Source organism: Eubacterium sp. MSJ-33 (assembly GCF_022174665.1).
Taxonomy (GTDB): Bacteria; Bacillota; Clostridia; order Lachnospirales; family Lachnospiraceae; genus Coprococcus_C.
Genome location: NZ_CP076562.1, coordinates 899,960 through 917,087, shown reverse-complemented (window position 1 = coordinate 917,087; position 17,128 = coordinate 899,960). Strand labels below are relative to the sequence as shown.

The 17,128-nt window shown below is 42.5% G+C and carries 17 protein-coding genes; 16 read left to right on the top strand and 1 reads right to left on the bottom strand.

Translation table 11 applies throughout. The features are described 5' to 3' along the window. Positions 1-3: 3 nt before the first annotated feature. The 12 genes from KP625_RS04260 (at position 4) to KP625_RS04205 (ending at position 11,209) form a co-directional block, all read left to right on the top strand. Positions 4-891 carry a DUF5688 family protein gene (locus KP625_RS04260; protein WP_238299525.1) on the top strand — a complete coding sequence of 296 codons (888 nt, stop codon included), beginning with the start codon at positions 4-6 and terminating at the stop codon, positions 889-891. 84 nt (positions 892-975) lie between these two features. Continuing rightward, positions 976-1,179, top strand: coding sequence for a cold-shock protein (locus KP625_RS04255; protein WP_178016552.1), 204 nt, complete (start codon positions 976-978; stop codon positions 1,177-1,179). A 214-nt stretch (positions 1,180-1,393) separates the two neighbouring features. Further along, entirely contained in the window at positions 1,394-1,987 is a 594-nt protein-coding gene (locus KP625_RS04250; protein ID WP_238299524.1) for a TetR/AcrR family transcriptional regulator, read from the top strand. A gap of 27 nt (positions 1,988-2,014) precedes the next feature. After that, positions 2,015-2,404: a response regulator gene (locus tag KP625_RS04245; RefSeq protein WP_238299523.1), complete on the top strand. Its 390-nt coding sequence runs from the start codon at positions 2,015-2,017 to the stop codon at positions 2,402-2,404. Positions 2,405-2,414: 10 nt separating this feature from the next. Continuing rightward, on the top strand, positions 2,415-3,740 hold the full coding sequence (locus KP625_RS04240; RefSeq protein ID WP_238299522.1) for a replication-associated recombination protein A: 1,326 nt from the start codon (positions 2,415-2,417) through the stop codon (positions 3,738-3,740). Positions 3,741-3,750: 10 nt separating this feature from the next. Beyond that, a complete protein-coding gene (locus KP625_RS04235) occupies positions 3,751-5,166 on the top strand; it encodes an efflux RND transporter periplasmic adaptor subunit (RefSeq protein WP_238299521.1) in 1,416 nt (471 codons plus the stop codon). After that, a complete protein-coding gene (locus KP625_RS04230) occupies positions 5,166-5,945 on the top strand; it encodes an ABC transporter ATP-binding protein (RefSeq protein WP_305000017.1) in 780 nt (259 codons plus the stop codon). Before KP625_RS04235 ends, KP625_RS04230 begins: the two co-directional genes overlap by 1 nt. Then, on the top strand, positions 5,938-7,167 hold the full coding sequence (locus KP625_RS04225; RefSeq protein WP_177971317.1) for an efflux RND transporter periplasmic adaptor subunit: 1,230 nt from the start codon (positions 5,938-5,940) through the stop codon (positions 7,165-7,167). The genes KP625_RS04230 and KP625_RS04225 overlap by 8 nt, the downstream gene beginning before the upstream one ends. Before the next feature lie 19 nt (positions 7,168-7,186). Next, complete coding sequence (locus tag KP625_RS04220; RefSeq protein ID WP_238299520.1) at positions 7,187-8,476, top strand: ABC transporter permease; 1,290 nt, start codon at positions 7,187-7,189, stop codon at positions 8,474-8,476. Between the two features lie 60 nt (positions 8,477-8,536). Then, the gene (locus KP625_RS04215) at positions 8,537-8,782 is read left to right on the top strand and encodes a hypothetical protein (RefSeq protein WP_238299519.1); all 246 of its coding nucleotides are present in this window, start codon (positions 8,537-8,539) and stop codon (positions 8,780-8,782) included. Between the two features lie 86 nt (positions 8,783-8,868). After that, complete coding sequence (locus tag KP625_RS04210) at positions 8,869-9,375, top strand: SEC-C metal-binding domain-containing protein (RefSeq protein WP_238299518.1); 507 nt, start codon at positions 8,869-8,871, stop codon at positions 9,373-9,375. Between the two features lies 1 nt (position 9,376). Continuing rightward, positions 9,377-11,209, top strand: a complete 1,833-nt coding sequence (locus KP625_RS04205) for an ATP-dependent helicase (protein ID WP_238299517.1) — start codon at positions 9,377-9,379, stop codon at positions 11,207-11,209. A 64-nt stretch (positions 11,210-11,273) separates the two neighbouring features. Here KP625_RS04205 and KP625_RS04200 read toward each other — a convergent pair whose 3' ends face one another. After that, the gene (locus KP625_RS04200; RefSeq protein ID WP_238299516.1) at positions 11,274-11,588 is read right to left on the bottom strand and encodes a DUF1292 domain-containing protein; all 315 of its coding nucleotides are present in this window, start codon (positions 11,586-11,588) and stop codon (positions 11,274-11,276) included. 124 nt (positions 11,589-11,712) lie between these two features. On the opposite strand from KP625_RS04200, the gene KP625_RS04195 reads away from it, so the two are divergent. The 4 genes from KP625_RS04195 to KP625_RS04180 all read left to right on the top strand — a co-directional run bounded on the left by KP625_RS04195 (position 11,713) and on the right by KP625_RS04180 (position 17,101). Further along, positions 11,713-13,449: an ABC transporter ATP-binding protein gene (locus KP625_RS04195; RefSeq protein ID WP_238299515.1), complete on the top strand. Its 1,737-nt coding sequence runs from the start codon at positions 11,713-11,715 to the stop codon at positions 13,447-13,449. Next, positions 13,442-15,208: an ABC transporter ATP-binding protein gene (locus KP625_RS04190; protein ID WP_238299514.1), complete on the top strand. Its 1,767-nt coding sequence runs from the start codon at positions 13,442-13,444 to the stop codon at positions 15,206-15,208. Before KP625_RS04195 ends, KP625_RS04190 begins: the two co-directional genes overlap by 8 nt. 82 nt (positions 15,209-15,290) lie before the next feature. Beyond that, the gene (cysS, locus tag KP625_RS04185; RefSeq protein ID WP_238299513.1) at positions 15,291-16,700 is read left to right on the top strand and encodes a cysteine--tRNA ligase; all 1,410 of its coding nucleotides are present in this window, start codon (positions 15,291-15,293) and stop codon (positions 16,698-16,700) included. Continuing rightward, positions 16,685-17,101, top strand: coding sequence for a Mini-ribonuclease 3 (locus tag KP625_RS04180; protein ID WP_177970280.1), 417 nt, complete (start codon positions 16,685-16,687; stop codon positions 17,099-17,101). The genes cysS and KP625_RS04180 overlap by 16 nt, the downstream gene beginning before the upstream one ends. The last annotated feature ends 27 nt before the right edge of the window (positions 17,102-17,128 follow it).

Below are 17,128 nucleotides of genomic sequence, written 5' to 3'. Positions count from 1 at the left end.
CGTATGGATTTTAAATCTTTTTGCGATGCTGTTCAAAACAGCATTGGCGAATATCTACTACAGTATGAAATTGAGCAGATCCGCTTGGAAACCGTATGTCATAACAATGGCGTGGAACATGTAGGCCTGGTTATTCTGCAGTGTGGAGAATGTGTTTCTCCGACCATTTATCTGGAACAGTATCATGCGTATATGGTAAGGCAGAACCAGTCGATAGAGCAGGTGTTATCTCTGATTGCAACAGAATACCAACGCATTCGTGCATGTATGGAACAGCAGGAGACGCTGGCTGTTGACATGGACGCAATACGGGAGCATGTATTTTTACGGCTTGTAAATTATGAACGCAACCGGGAGATGTTAGAGAAGTGTCCATACATACTATTTCATGATATGGCAATTACATTCCGCTATCTGGTACGGAAGGATGAAGCCGGGATTGCATCTGCATTGATTAATTATGATAATCTGAAGAATGCTGCAATCACAGTGGAAGAACTGTATAACGTGGCGAGAGAAAATACGTTACGGTTATTTCCGCCATTTCTGATGCGGTTAGATCAGTTTCTGGAATCACGGTATCCACAGGAACAGTCCTACCCGGAAGAACCAGAGGTCTATATTTTGTCCAACCAGCAGTTTATATACGGGGCCACGATGATGATCTATAAGGATGTGGTCGCGGAGTTTGCAGAACAGATGGGAAAAAATGTGTATATTGTTCCATCCAGCGTCAATGAGGTACTGCTCTGCCTGACAAACGAAAAAAGAGAAAAAACTCTGCTGGAAAATACCTTGCGTGAAGTAAATGAATTTGTCGTTTCAGACACTGATTTTTTGTCAGATGAGGTCTATTTTTATGACAAAGAATTGGGAAATATTGTAGCATAAACGCTTGACGAATGGACGTGTGTGTGCTATTGTTAAAACGCATTTTCAGATAGAAATGCGATTTTAAAAATTGGAGGATTTGTCATGACAAAAGGTACAGTAAAGTGGTTCAACGGTCAGAAGGGTTTTGGTTTCATCACAGATGAGAACGGCAAGGATGTATTCGTACATTACTCTGGTCTTAACATGGAAGGTTACAAGAACCTTGAAGAGAACCAGCAGGTTGAGTTTGATGTTGTTGATGGCGAGAAGGGACCACAGGCTACAAACGTAACTGTTATCAAGTAGTTTAACTTAATCAAGTAACAGGGTACCTATATTTTATAGATTCTGCATGCATTGTTATACTGAATTTTGAATTGGGATTTGTTATATTTATTGAGTGAAACAAAGTAGGAGTCACCGTTTAAAACGGATGGCTCCTATTTTTGTATTTTATTGACAAAACAAGGCAAATGGCATAGAATGAACATATGATAAAACAGGACGGAGAGGAAAAATATTGGGGGATAGCTTTGTTTCAAGAAAAGACAGAATAATTGCATCTGCAGTCGAAATTATCAGCGAATCCGGATTATCAGCTCTTACAACTAAAAATCTTGCATTGAAGGAAAATATGTCCGAGACACTTTTGTATAAATACTTTGGCGGTATTGATGAAGTGCTAGTGGAGGTGGTCGAGACATATTCCAAGTTTGACAAAGGAATTCGTCAGACCGTGCAGGCAAAAGAAACATCAAATGTGGAGAAGATAATGGAGTATCTGGAAGCGTATGCGACCTATTATGATAATTATTACGCGATCTCAACATTGATGCTTCAATATGAGGAGCTATTACACATCATGGAAACGCGGGAGAAGATTGCATGGTGCATTACCGAACGTTTGGTATTTCTAGAGCAGTTGTTCCAAAACGCAATGGATGCAGGAGAAATCTCAGATGTATTTTCTGCGTCTGTTTTGGCAAATAATGTGACAGGTATGGCGATGAGCCATATACTGGAACGCAGAATTTTTTACCATAAAAAATCATTCAAAGAAGAATATATGGATAATGTTCGGAAGTGGATGGGTTTACTTCGGATAGAAAAATAAGCGTGAAAACAGGATTGGGAGGCAGTTATGAAAGTATTGGTAGCAGAGGACGATTTGGCGAGTGGAAAGTTCATGCAGAAGTTGTTGTCAAAGTACGGCGAAGTCGTGCTGGCAAGAGATGGTATCGCGGCAGTGGATGAATTTGTAAATGCAGTCAGCGCGAACGAGAGATTTGATTTGATCTGTATGGATATTATGATGCCAAAGATAGATGGATATAAGGCGCTGGCGTCGATTCGTGATGCGGAGCGGAAGCTTGGTACACCGCGGGACAAGCGCTGTAAAGTAATTATGATCAGTGCACTTGATGAAGGGTTTGATGCAAGCTATGCGAGTGATGATTATGAGGAGTACATGTGTAAACCGATTGACATCATGAAGTTTGACAGCTTGATTCGTAAGCTTGAGATCATCTAGGTAAAGGTAAATGGATTTATTTGACTATATGCGAGAGACAAATATGAAGAAAGGAGAATCGCCGCTTGCAAAGCGGCTTCGACCGACTTCATTGGATGAGGTAGTGGGGCAGGAGCATATTCTTGGAAAGGATAAGCTGCTGTACCGTGTGATACAGGCGGATAAGCTAAGCTCCATTATCTTATATGGACCACCAGGAACGGGGAAGACGACGCTTGCCATGGTAATAGCCAATACGACGAGCGCGGTATTTAAGGAACTGAACGCAACAACTGCCGGGAAGAAGGATATTGAGGCAGTTGTAAAAGAATCCAAAGACAATCTCGGTATGTATGGCAAAAAGACGATTCTTTTTGTAGACGAGATTCATCGATTTAATAAAGCGCAACAGGATTATCTTCTCCCGTTTGTGGAGGATGGAACGGTAATACTGATAGGCGCGACAACGGAGAATCCGTATTTTGAAGTGAATTCTGCGTTGATATCGCGCTCTTCTATTTTTCAGCTAAAACCGCTGTCAAAGGAGAATATCAAAACATTGGTGCATCGTGCGGTCACCGATACAGAAAAAGGTATGGGAAGCTATGATGCAGAGATCACAGAGGAAGCGGTTGATTTTTTAGCTGATATGTCGGAGGGGGATGCGAGACATGCGTTAAATGCGGTTGAGCTTGGAATCCTGTCGACGGAACGTGACCCGGAGACCGGGAAGATTGTGATTGATCTTTCGGTTGCGGAAGAATGCATTCAGAGACGTTCTATACGATATGATAAAGATGGGGATAATCACTATGATATTATCTCTGCATTTATAAAAAGTATGCGCGGGTCCGACCCGGATGCTGCTGTATACTATCTGGCAAAGATGTTATACGCAGGGGAGAGCGTGACATTTATTGCGAGAAGAATTATGATTTGTGCCAGTGAGGATGTAGGCAATGCGGATCCACAGGCAATACAGGTTGCAACGGCATGTGCACAGGCAGTGGAACGTGTCGGAATGCCGGAGGCACAGATCATACTGACGCAGGCAGCAACCTATGTGGCGTGTGCACCGAAGAGTAACGCGGTTGTCAATGCGATTTTTGATGCGATGCATGCAGTGAAAGAGGTTGGAAACTGTCAGGTGCCGGTACATCTTCGGGATGCACATTATTCCGGAGCGGCAAAGCTTGGCAATGTCGGATACAAATATGCCCACGATTATGAGAATCATTATGTGGAGCAGCAGTATCTGCCGGATCAGTTAGTAGGGAGAACATTCTATAAGCCGGGGAATCTCGGATATGAAAAGCATATACAGGATTGGTTTCACCTGATAAAAAAAGAAAAGTAGAGGTGTGGAAATGAAGAAAAAAGGAATCATTATTTTAATTGTAGTGCTGCTGGTTCTTGCAGGTGCAGCCGGTGTTATCTATTATGTTCTGCATAATAAAAAGACATCTGACGAGGAACTAGTATATGCAACAAAGATATCTGAATTAAATGGTGGATATGATCTCATGGAAAGCCGGTATATGGGAACTGTGGAATCACAGGAAGTAAAAGGCGTCAATCGAGACAGTGATAAGAAGATTAAGGAATTATATGTAAAAGAAGAAGATGAAGTCAAGGCAGGCGATGTCTTATTTGAATATGATACAGAGTCAATGGAATTACAGCTTCGCCAGTTGGAATTGGAGCTTACGAGCATCAACAATAATATAGCAACATTGAACCAGCAGATTGCTTCACTCACAACAGAGAAGGCAGCAGCGCCGGCCGAAGAACAGTTAGGCTACAGTGCGCAGATTCAGAATTTGCAGGCACAGGTTAATCAGGCAAACTATGATGCAAGTGCAAAGCAATTAGAGATTGACCGCCAGAAGTTATCCATGGAGAATACAAAGGTTGTAGCACCGATGGATGGCATTATTAAGACGATTAATGAAAATAATTCGACAAGTAGTTCCGATGATAACAGTAACTATGATAATTCAAACAACAGTTCAGACTCTACAAGCAATGCTTATATCACAATCATGGCAAAGGGTGATTATAGAATCAAGGCAACCGCAAGTGAGCTGACAGTCCGTAGTATGTCCGAAGGACAGAGTATGATTATCCGTTCCAGAGTAGATGATTCTACATGGACAGGTACTGTATCGAAGATTGATCTCGAACATCCGGACAATGGAAATAACGATGGTTATTTTATGGGCTCCGGTGGAACAACAGCAACAAAGTACCCATTTTATATTAGTCTGGACAACACAGATGGTCTGATGCTTGGACAGCATGTGTATGTAGAGGCGGATTATGGTCAGGGTGATGTAAAGGAAGGTTTATGGCTGGATGATTTCTATATCATGCAGGAGGATGATGGCGCTTATGTATGGGCAGAAAATGCCAAGGGTTATATTGAGAAGCGTAAGGTAGAACTTGGGGAATATGACGAGAATTTGATGCGGTATCAGATTCTTTCCGGACTCACAGAGGATGATTATATTGCATACCCGGAAGACCGTGTGAAGGAAGGCATGAAGGTCACACATAACTATGAGGACGTTGTGATTGACGATACGATAGAGGATGCAACCGGCGGAGATGCCTTTTATGATGATGGATACACGGATGATGGCAGCATGGACGGTTATACAGATGATGGCATCATAAATAACATTGATGATGGCGCCAATATGGATAGTATTGACGGTTCGGTTGAAGAGGTTGCACCGGAGGAAGAGCCTGTGCCAGACAGCGATAGCGAGGTGGTGCAATAGTGTTACTGGAACTCAAAAATATCTATAAAAATTACATTCAGGGTACGATGGAAGTCCCTGTATTAAAAGATATCAACCTCTGTGTAGAAGAGGGCGAATATGTGGCAATCATGGGACCGTCCGGTTCAGGAAAGTCTACCTTGATGAACATTATTGGATGTATTGATAAACCAACATCCGGAACGTATCTGCTTGATGACGTGGAGATTGAGAAATGCAAAGATAAAGAACTGTCGGCAGTACGGAATCAAAAGATTGGATTTGTATTTCAGAATTTTAATTTGCTGCCAAGACAGAGCGCGCTCGACAATGTAGCACTTCCGCTACAGTATGCAAAGGTGCCGATTAAAAAGAGAAAACAAAAGGCGAAAGAAATGCTTGAGATGGTTGATCTGGCAGATCGTGTCAATTTCAAACCGACACAGCTTTCCGGTGGACAGAAGCAACGTGTGGCAATTGCGCGTGCAATGGTGGCAGATCCGAAGATTCTGCTTGCTGATGAACCAACAGGAGCCCTTGATTCCAAATCCGGACTGCAGGTTATGGAGTTGTTTGATACCCTTCATAAGCAGGGGGTTACAATCATTATGATAACGCACTCGGATGAGATCGCGTCTTATGCGGACCGTGTAGTAAAAATCATTGATGGCGAATTATATGAGGGAGATGCACAACCTGTGAATGCAGCGTCAGCGCAGAAGGAACAGGATAATTTGACAGAAGTTGTACAGCCAGAACAGGCACAAACCCCGGTGACCGGAGGTGATGAGCATGAATAAGACGAAGAAAATCATTATTATTGTTATTTCCTGTATTGTTGTGCTCGCTGGTATTTATTTTGCGCTTCATTTTTTAAAACAGAAGAATCAGAACAGTAAGACTGTGGGTGTGTATGCTGTTAGTGAGATTGGATATGATGCGTCAAATATGTGGGATAACAGTACATTGAGCGGAAATGTTACAGTGAATTCAGAGCAGAAGGTCTATGTCGGAAAGAAACAGTCTGTTTCGGAGATTAAGGTAACGGAAGGACAGAGCGTAAAGGCGGGAGATGTACTTTTAGTCTATGATACGACAGCAAATGATCTTCAGCTGCAACTGCAAAAATCAGAACTGGAGTTGTCACGTGTGTCAATTATTGATGCACAACGGGAACTTGAAAAATTAAAGCAGACAACACCGTTAGAAGATATTCCGACAACTGAGGCACCAATTATTGCAACTGATTCTGATGCACCCAAGCCGGATGAAATTCCGGATGTAGATGTGCCTCCGACAAGGGAGGAACTGAAAAAACAGATTGCACAGAAGGAGCAGGAAATCAAATCGATGCAGACACAGTACGAGATTGCGCAGGTCAAGCTTCAGATGGAGGAACTGCAGAACTCAACGGGAGAAGTGCTTGCGAATTTTGATGGTGTGGTTAAGAGTGTAACAACTGCGGATGAAGCTGCTTCCAGTGGAAATCCGGTTCTTGTTGTCAGCGCGGCAGATGGATATCTGGTAGAGAGCCAGATCGGAGAACTTGCGATGTCAACAGTCAGGGTAGGAGATACCGTATCCATGTACTGTTATGATACAGGAATGAATTATGATGGTACAATCACGGAGATTTCTACATTTCCGGCAGATGGATATAGCAATTATAATTCCAAAGTTGAGACATATTATCCGATCAAGATTGCGTTAAACGATGCAACGGATATCAGTCAGAATATGTATATGGAGATAACCTTGAATTCCGGTTCAGAGGATACAAGTGGAGGTTTTTATCTGTCGAAAGCATTTATGAAGCAGGAAGGAAGCAACTACTATGTTATGAAGGATGTTGACGGAAGATTGAAGAAGACCTACATTAAGGTTGGCAATAAAACATCCGGAGACGCTGTTTTGGTACTTGGTGGTCTGACGATGCAGGATTACATTGCATTTCCATATCTCGATGAGGCGGTGGAAGGTGTAAAAACTGTACAGAAGACAACGGATGACCTGTATAATTGATAAGAAAGGAAATCAGTCTATGTTAGAAAATATAAGATTATCGTTCCAAGGTATCTGGGCACATAAGATGCGTTCCCTTCTTACCATGTTAGGCATCATTATAGGTATTGCGGCGATTATTGCAATCGTATCGACAATCAAGGGAACAAGTGAGCAGATCAAGGAGAATCTGGTCGGTTCAGGAAACAATATCGTGAATATAAAATTGTATCAGGGGGATTGGACCTATTCGTCCGGAGATTCTTCTACACCGGAGAATATGCCGATGGTAACAGATGATATCAAGAAGCAAATAATGGATATTGATGAGGTGACAGCTGTGGCAGCTTACCGTTATGGTGCTTTGTATGAGGGAATTAACTGTGGAACAAAGGATCTTGGAAATGCACCGGTCTATGGTGTAGATAAAGATTATTTTAGTGTGATGGGATATACTGTTCAGACAGGACGATTGTTTGACGAGAAAGATTGGACAAACTATACAAAATCTGTAATCCTTGATACGGTGGCAGCCAATTCTTTGTTTGCAAGTGAGAATCCGATTGGTAAAACATTGGAAATCAAAGGGGAGCCGTTTATCATTGTCGGAGTTGTTGAGCAGTTAGATGGATTTACCCCGAAGGTAACCAACATAAATGACTGGTATACCTATTATGGAAATACCACATCGGGTCAGGTGTTTATTACAGATGTAAACTGGCCTTTGGTTTTCTCGTTTGATGAACCATACAACATTGTTGTGAAGCCGGCAGGAACTGAGGCGATGACAAATGCTGGTAAGAAAACAGCGGATATTATGAATTCTTATATGCCCGTAACCAGCAGTGAGGATGGTTCGGATTCAGAGGATAGCGGCTCGTCATTTAAGTATAAGAGTGAGGATCTTTTGGAGACAGCAAAGGCGATGCAGGAGGTCAGTGCTTCTACAAGTCAGCAGTTGATCTGGATCGCAAGTATCTCGCTTCTTGTTGGTGGCATCGGTGTTATGAATATCATGCTGGTATCCGTAACAGAGCGAACGAGAGAAATTGGATTGAAGAAAGCGCTCGGTGCGAGAAAGAAAGCAATACTGCTTCAGTTTCTGACAGAGGCAGCTGTGCTTACAAGCATGGGAGGAATTATCGGTGTTGGTGCCGGCGTTGGACTTGCTTATCTGATTTCGGATGTTGCGTCTGTGCCGGTAGCGATCAGTGGAGCTGCAATCGCCGTATCGGTTGTGTTCTCTATGGTAATCGGAATTGTGTTTGGATTTATTCCATCTGTCAAGGCATCCAACTTAAATCCAATTGATGCACTTCGCTATGAGTAGTGCGAAGGAGAGGTAAGTGCATAAAATGTGTAATAGCAAACAGGACAGGCAAGGTAGAGTATGAACGAAGAAAAGAAGACAGAATCATATGAAGAAAGTATACGCAGACGACCGGTTTTACGTGCGATGGCGTGGGTTGGAATCGTTTTGATCATAGCATTGATTGGGTTGGTGATTGTGACAGGTGTGACAGGAAGCAGGTATTTCCTTCCGAGTCTTGCCTTATTGATGATTGTCCCAATTCTGATCTATGTGGTGCTTTGGCTTGGAAAAGTCCTTCAAAATCATAGACAGAATCGGTCTTGAAAAATAAGGGATGGTTTGCTATACTAGGTTAGATGAAAAAATGAAAGGAAAGCACAGTGCAGGATACAGGCTGTGTAGGTACAGTTATGAGTTTATTAGCAAAATGGCGTGAACATGCATATAGTCTTGATGATAGAACACCGGAAGGAAAGGAATTCTGGCTTGACTATTTTCAGAGAGAAAAAGCAATTTATGAGCAGATATTAGAAACACCGGCTGAGATTGTCAGTGGTACAGTTAAGGAATTGGCTGAAAAATACAATATGAGTATTGAACTTATGGTTGGATTTCTGGATGGTATAGAGGACAGCTTGATCGTTCCGAATAATGTTGATGATCTTGAGGAAGATTCAAAGGTAGCACTTGGATTTGATCCGGAGAAGTTGTATATGAACATGGTAGACTGCAACGCAGAATGGTTGTATACACTTCCACAGTGGGATAAGATTCTGACTGCTGAGAGAAGAAAAGAGTTGTATAAGATTCAGAAATCTTCTAAGACGATCGTAAAGCCGCCAAAGGTTGGACGTAACGATCCATGTCCTTGCGGAAGCGGTAAGAAGTATAAGAAGTGTTGTGGAGCAAATGCATAATATGAATTTTAATGAGGCACAGTCTACAGCGATTTCGCATGTGGATGGACCTATGATGGTAATTGCAGGACCCGGCTCCGGGAAGACGACTGTGATTACACAACGAATCAAGTATCTTATAGAATCTGCGGGTGTTTCGCCCGCAGATATTCTTGTTATAAGCTTTACACGGGCGGCAGCGGGCGAGATGCAGCAGCGTTTTCGCAAAATGACGCCGGGTAAAGAATATCCGGTTCGGTTTGGAACCTTTCACTCCATCTTTTATTGGATTTTAAAAACTGCATATGGGGCATCTATGCTGCAAGTGATTTCCGAAGAAGAAAAACGAAGATGGATCGAGCAGCTATTACAGACTATGAACATAAGCTATGAGAATAAAGAAGACATAATTAGCAGCATTGTCTCTCAGATAAGTCTTGTGAAATGCGATATGATGGATGTGGAAAATTATTATAGCAAAGATATGCCGGAGTATGCCTTTCGTGAGCTATATCGTAGACTGGATGAACAGATGAAACGATATAAGATGATTGATTTTGACGATATGATGGTGCTTTGCTATGATCTTTTGTCCAAAAGACCGGATATATTAGAGAAATGCCGGAGATTATTTCCGTATATTATGGTGGATGAGTTTCAGGACAGTAACCGCATACAATATGAGATTTTCCGGATGCTTGCCTATCCACGTAAAAATGCATGTATTGTCGGGGATGATGATCAGTCAGTCTATGGATTCCGGGGTGCGAGACCGGAGATCATGCAGCAATTTCGAAAAGATTTCCCGGAATGCAGGATTGTATATCTGGGTGAGAATTACCGGTGTGATTTTCGAATCGTACAGGCATCTGTGCAGGTGATTGAAAAAAATAAAACGAGATTTAAGAAGCTGCTTCAGGCAGAATCGAAAGAGCCGGGAGTCGTGCAAAAACATACAGTGAGGGATGAGTCGGAGGAAAATGAATGTATCATCCGTAGAATACGGGAACAGCATCAGGCTGGAATTGATTATGAGAGACAGGCGGTTTTATATCGTACGAATCTGCAGCCGAGAAGACTTGCCTATAAACTGAATCAATATAATATTCCATATACATTGAGTGATACATTGCCGAATCTGTTTGACCATTTTGTAGTTCGTTATGTGCTTGATTATATGCGTATGGCGATGGGAGATTTGTCCCGGGCGACATTCCTTCGGATTGTGAACAAGCCATCCCGTTATATCAGCCGGGATGTTCTGCTGGAAGATCCGGTTGATTATGATAAGCTTCGATTCCGATTGCGGAACAAGGAGTCACTGGTTGAAAATCTTGATAAACTGATGGCCGATGTGAAACTGTTAAGTAAGATGCGCCCGTGGCCGGCACTGAATTTTATCCGCAATTTTGTCGGGTATGACGGTTATATCAAAGCTTATGCAGAGTATCGGCAGCTGGATGCTTCCGAAATGTATGATGTGCTTGATGAGTTTTCGTATATGATCAAGGATATGCAAAGCTATGAAGAGATGTTTGCATTTATAGGAGATTATAAGGAAGTGCTCATAAAACAACAGGAAAAGAACCATATGCGAAAAGGTGTGAATCTCATGACGATGCACAGCTCGAAAGGGCTGGAATTTGATACGGTATACATTCTGGATGCTGTGGAGGAGATAACACCATATAAAAAGGCAAAAACGGCAGCTGAATTAGAAGAAGAACGCCGGATGTTTTATGTGGCAATGACGCGGGCAAGACATGAACTTCATATCTATGTGCCGAAGATTCTTGCAGGCAAAGCGAAGGAACCGAGCCGGTTTGTCCAGGACATTACATGGGGTAAAAAATAAGAAACACCCATCTTTCTAAAAGATAGGGTGTTTCTCAGTCTTATATCGTGCGAAAACAGAAAAATTACATATCTTCGTAAGCTTCGTTGTCCAAAAGCTCATCGAATGCATCGGCAACAATCTCATATTCCTCTTCGGAATCAATCATGCCAAGTTCGATGTTGTCATCTCCTTTGTCCGTATAACGGTAGAGAAATACATCATCTTCTTCATAGCCTTCAATCAGCTTGTCCGGAAGCAATGCGATATACTGTTGACCTTCGACCGGGAAGATTGCGATTACACTGCAATGCAGTTCGGTACCATCGTCTAATACCATATCTACGTAGTCGTCATCATCGGTGTTGTCAACCGGAAATGGTCTGTTTTTATCATCCATATCAAATACTCCTTTACATTTTTTGGATTTTATATTGAAAAAGAATAATCCTTGTCTATAATAGTTTAAGGGAATTTGTTTGAAAGGTCAATAAAAAATAAGGGAAAGAGAAAAGGAAGAAAAAGTGAAACAAGTACTACATTATTTCAAAAATTACAGATGGAAAGCAATTTTAGCACCGTTATTCAAGATGTTAGAAGCTGCCTTCGAGCTTTTAGTACCACTTGTTATGGCAGCAATTATTGATAATGGTATCGCAGGAAATGATAAGCCATATATTTATAAGATGGCATTTGTCATGGTCGGGCTTGGCGTGATCGGGCTGGGATGTTCAATTACGGCACAGTATTTTTCGGCAAAAACCGCAATGGGAATCGGAAAGGAAATCCGGTATGACCTGTTCAAGCATATTGAGACACTTTCCTATACAGAGATTGACAAGCTTGGTAGTGCAACGCTGATTACGCGTATGACGAGTGACGTTAATCAGGTACAGACGGGAATCAATATGTTCCTGCGTTTGTTTATGCGTTCACCTTTTATCGTGTTTGGAGCAACGATTATGGCATTTACAGTCAATGCAAAGGCCTCACGTGTGTTCTTTATCACGCTTCCGGTTCTGATCGTAATTGTATTTGGAATTATGCTTGTATCCATTCCATTATATAAGAAAGTGCAGAGTAAGCTTGACACGGTGACATTGAAGTCCAGAGAGAACCTGTCCGGTGTGCGTGTCATCCGGGCATTTAATCAGGAGAAGAAGGAAAAAGAAGAATTTGCTGAGGTAACAGAGGCCCTGACAAAGGGACAGCTTTTTGTCGGAAAGATTTCTTCTTTCTTAAATCCACTCACATATGCAGTCATCAATTTGTCTATTGTGGCGCTGATCTGGGGTGGTGCAAAGCAGGTTGATCTCGGTATTTTAAAGCAGGGACAAGTATATGCGCTTGTAAACTACATGTCACAGATTCTGATTGAGCTTGTGAAGCTTGCAAATCTGATTATTACAGAGACAAAGGCAGTTGCCTGTGCAAATCGTCTGGGCGTGATTTTTGAGACGATAAGCAGCCAGGAATATCCGGTAACATCGGTCGAGCAGGTGTCAGGTACAGAAACTCCAAAGGTAGAATTCGTGGATGCCGGACTTACTTATGCGGACGCAAAGGAAACTTCCATCGAGGGACTTTCCCTGAAGGTGAAACGTGGCGAGACGATTGGTATTATCGGTGGTACCGGTTCCGGCAAGTCCACACTTGTGAATCTGATTCCTCGTTTTTATGACTGCACACAGGGAAGCGTCAAAATCGATGGTGTGGATGTAAAGAAATATCCGAAAGAGCAGTTGACCTCTAAAATCGGTGTTGTTCCACAAAAGGCAGTGCTTTTCTCGGGAACAATCGAAGATAACATAAGATGGGGAAAGGAAGACGCAACGGAAGAGGAAATTGAGGAGGCACTTTCTATTGCCCAGGCGGAGGATTTTGTGCAGCAAAAAGAGGGCGGTATTAAGTTTATGCTGAATCAGGGTGGTAAGAATCTGTCCGGTGGACAAAAACAGAGACTGACGATTGCACGTGCGCTTGTAAAGAAACCTGAAATCCTGATTCTGGATGACAGTTCTTCCGCACTTGACTATGCAACGGACGCAGCTCTCCGGAAGGCAATCAAGGAGAAGACAGATCACACAACCGTATTCCTTGTATCGCAGCGTGCATCATCGATTATGTATGCAGATAAGATCGTTGTTTTGGATGATGGTAAGATTGCAGGCATTGGCAATCATGATACGTTAATGAAAGATTGTTCCGTATATCAGGAAATCTATGCATCACAGAACAAGGAGGTGAAGGAGAATGCCTAAGGATAAGAAAAAGAAGCTTCAGGGATTTGACAAAGCCGTATTAAAACGTGTACTGACACATATTAAAAAATATCGTATTCTGGTCGTCTTTTCCTTTATCTGTGCGATGATCACCGTTGCTTCTACCTTGTATGCACCGATTCTGACCGGTGATGCGATTGATTTGATCGTCGGAAAAGGAATGGTTGACTTTGATGGAATCAAAGACATTATATATACATTCTTGATGGTAACTGTTGTGACAGTGCTTTCGCAATGGTTTATGAATATAATTAACAACCATATCACATACTCCGTTGTGCGTGATATCCGTATTGAAGTGTTCAATCATATGGAGGAGCTTCCGCTTTCCTATATCGACTCACACAAACATGGTGACATCGTGAGCCGTATCGTATCGGATATTGATCAGTTTGCAGACGGACTTCTGATGGGATTTACGCAGTTGTTCTCCGGAATCGTAACGATTCTTGCAACGCTTGGATTTATGATAGCCGTAAATGTACCGATAGCCTTGGTTGTGATTGTATTGACACCGCTTTCTTTGTTTGTGGCATCGTTCATTGCGAAGCGGACGTATCATCTGTTTCACCGGCAGTCTGAGACACGTGGAGATATCACATCGCTTGTTGATGAGATGATCGGGCAGCAGAAGATCGTTCAGGCTTTTGGCTACGAGGATGAAGCGTTGGAGCGTTTTGGGGAGATCAATGACCGTTTGGAGAAAGACAGTATGTCAGCGACCTTTTATTCGTCCATTGTCAATCCATGTACGAGATTTCTCAACAACCTTGTATATGCGGCAGTTGGTATCATCGGTGCGGTTTCCGTGATTTCAACCGGATTTACCGTTGGACAGCTTACATGCTTCTTAAGCTATGCAAACCAATATACAAAGCCGTTTAATGAGATATCGAATGTCATCACGGAACTTCAGAATGCGATGGCGTGTGCCGGACGTGTGTTTGAGCTTTTGGATGAGACGCCACAGATACCGGAGAAAGAGAATGCACATGTGTTGAAGGATACACAGGGAGCAATCGAAATTAATGATGTAAACTTCTCATATGTGAAGGATAAAAAACTAATCACAGACCTGAACCTCTCTGTAAAGCCTGGTATGCGTGTAGCAATCGTCGGACCGACCGGCTGTGGAAAGAGTACACTTATCAATCTGTTGATGCGTTTTTACGATGTAGATGCGGGGGCAATCTCTGTGGATGGTACAGATATCCGAGATATGACGAGAGACAGCCTGCGTCAGAATTATGGTATGGTATTGCAGGAAACATGGTTAAAGAGCGGTACAATCCGTGAGAATATAGCGTATGGAAAGCCGGATGCAACGGATGAGGAGATTGTACAGGCAGCGAAGCTTGCACATTCCGACAGCTTTATCCGTCGTTTGCCACAGGGCTATGATACGGTTATCGCCGAGGATGGTGGCAATCTGTCACAGGGTCAGAAACAGCTTTTGTGTATCACACGGGTTATGCTTCTGTTGCCACCGATGCTTATATTAGATGAGGCGACATCTTCGATTGATACACGTACAGAGATTCGGATTCAGAAAGCATTTAATCGTATGATGCAGGGCAGAACAAGCTTTATCGTGGCGCACAGACTTTCCACTATTCGAGAGGCAGACGTGATTTTAGTTATGAAGGATGGAAATATCATCGAGAAGGGGAATCATGAGCAGCTCATGGCACAAAATGGCTTCTATACGAATTTGTACAACTCGCAGTTTGCTCATTAAGCTTTTGCTTGACAAACCGCAGATTGCATGACATATTTGAAAAAGAAAACAGATGGAATAATCGTAGGAGGAACGAACAGGTATGAAGATTTTTAATACACTTACCAGACATAAGGATGAATTTTACCCAATTAATGAGGGCAAGGTAGGCATCTATGTCTGTGGACCAACCGTATATGACTATATTCACATCGGAAATGCAAGACCGATGATCGTATTTGATACATTGCGCAGATATTTTGAGTATAAGGGCTACGAGGTAAATTATGTATCGAACTTTACCGATGTCGATGACAAGATTATCAAGCGTGCAAATGAGGAAGGTGTAGATGCCTCCGTTATTTCAGAGCGTTACATTGCAGAATGTAAAAAGGATATGGCAGCACTCCATGTACAGGAGGCAACGACACATCCAAAGGCAACGGAAGAGATCCCGGATATGATTGCAATGGTAGAGACTTTGATTGAAAAAGGCTATGCATATGAAGTAAACGGAACGGTATATTTCCGTACAAGAAAGTTCTCCGACTATGGAAAGCTTTCAAAGAAAAATATTGACGATCTGCGTGCAGGTAACCGTGAACTTCTTGTATCCGGCGAGGATGAGAAGGAAGATCCGCTTGATTTCGTACTCTGGAAACCGAAGAAAGAAGGCGAACCATCATGGCCATCTCCTTGGGGCGATGGAAGACCTGGCTGGCATCTGGAATGTTCCGTTATGTCCAAGAAATATATTGGCGATGTGATTGATATTCATGCAGGTGGAGAGGATCTGATCTTCCCACACCATGAAAATGAGATCGCACAGAGTGAGGCAGCTAACGATAAGGAGTTTTCACGTTATTGGATGCACAATGGATTTTTGAAGATCAACAATGAGAAGATGTCAAAGTCACTTGGAAACTTCTTTACGGTAAGAGAGATTGGAGAAAAATATGATTTGCAGGTGATCCGTTTCTTCATGCTTTCCGCACATTACAGAAGTCCGCTTAACTTCTCTGCAGACCTTGTGGAGAGTTCTAAGAACGGACTGGACAGAATCCGTACTTCGGCATCAAAGATAGAAGAGGCAATCAACAACGGCACAGCTTCCGAGATGACCGAGGCAGAGACAAAGCTTGCTGAAGAGATTCCGGCCTATGTAAAGCGGTTTGAGGATGCAATGGAAGATGACTTGAATACAGCGGATGCAATCTCTGTTATTTTCGAACTTGTAAAATTCGCGAATACCAATGTGGCAGTTGGTTCGACAAGTAAGGCATTTGCACAGAAACTTTATGATACAATGAAGCAGTTGATGGATATTCTCGGTATTGATATCAAGGAACAGGAAGTTCTTCTGGATGAAGAAATCGAGAATCTGATTGCGGAGCGGCAGGCAGCCAGAAAGGCAAAGAACTTTGCAAGAGCAGACGAGATTCGTGATCTGCTTACAGAGAAGGGAATTATTCTGGAAGATACCAGAGAAGGTGTAAGATGGAAGAGAGCGTAAAGAATGAGCCGGTAAATGCATATCAGTATTCGCCGCTCGCACTTGCCTATATGGGTGACAGTATATTGGATCTGCTTGTGAAGAAATATTTCGTCACACATTCCAATATGCAGCCACATAAGTATCATGTGGAAGTCAGTAAAATCGTCAAGGCGGTGAATCAGGCAGATTATATTGACCGGATTATGGAAGAACTGTCTGAGGATGAACTGGATGTCTACAAGCGTGGCAGAAATACGAATACACACTCCAAGGCGAAGAATGCGACGATGGGACAGTACCGGAAAGCAACCGGATTAGAGGCCCTGTATGGCTATCTGTACTTGAAGGGTGATATGGAACGGCTGCAATATTTTGTGGATGGCATGATCCGTAAGTATCTTGAAAGCAAAGAATCATAGGTATGATGAAAACTGAAATAACGGATT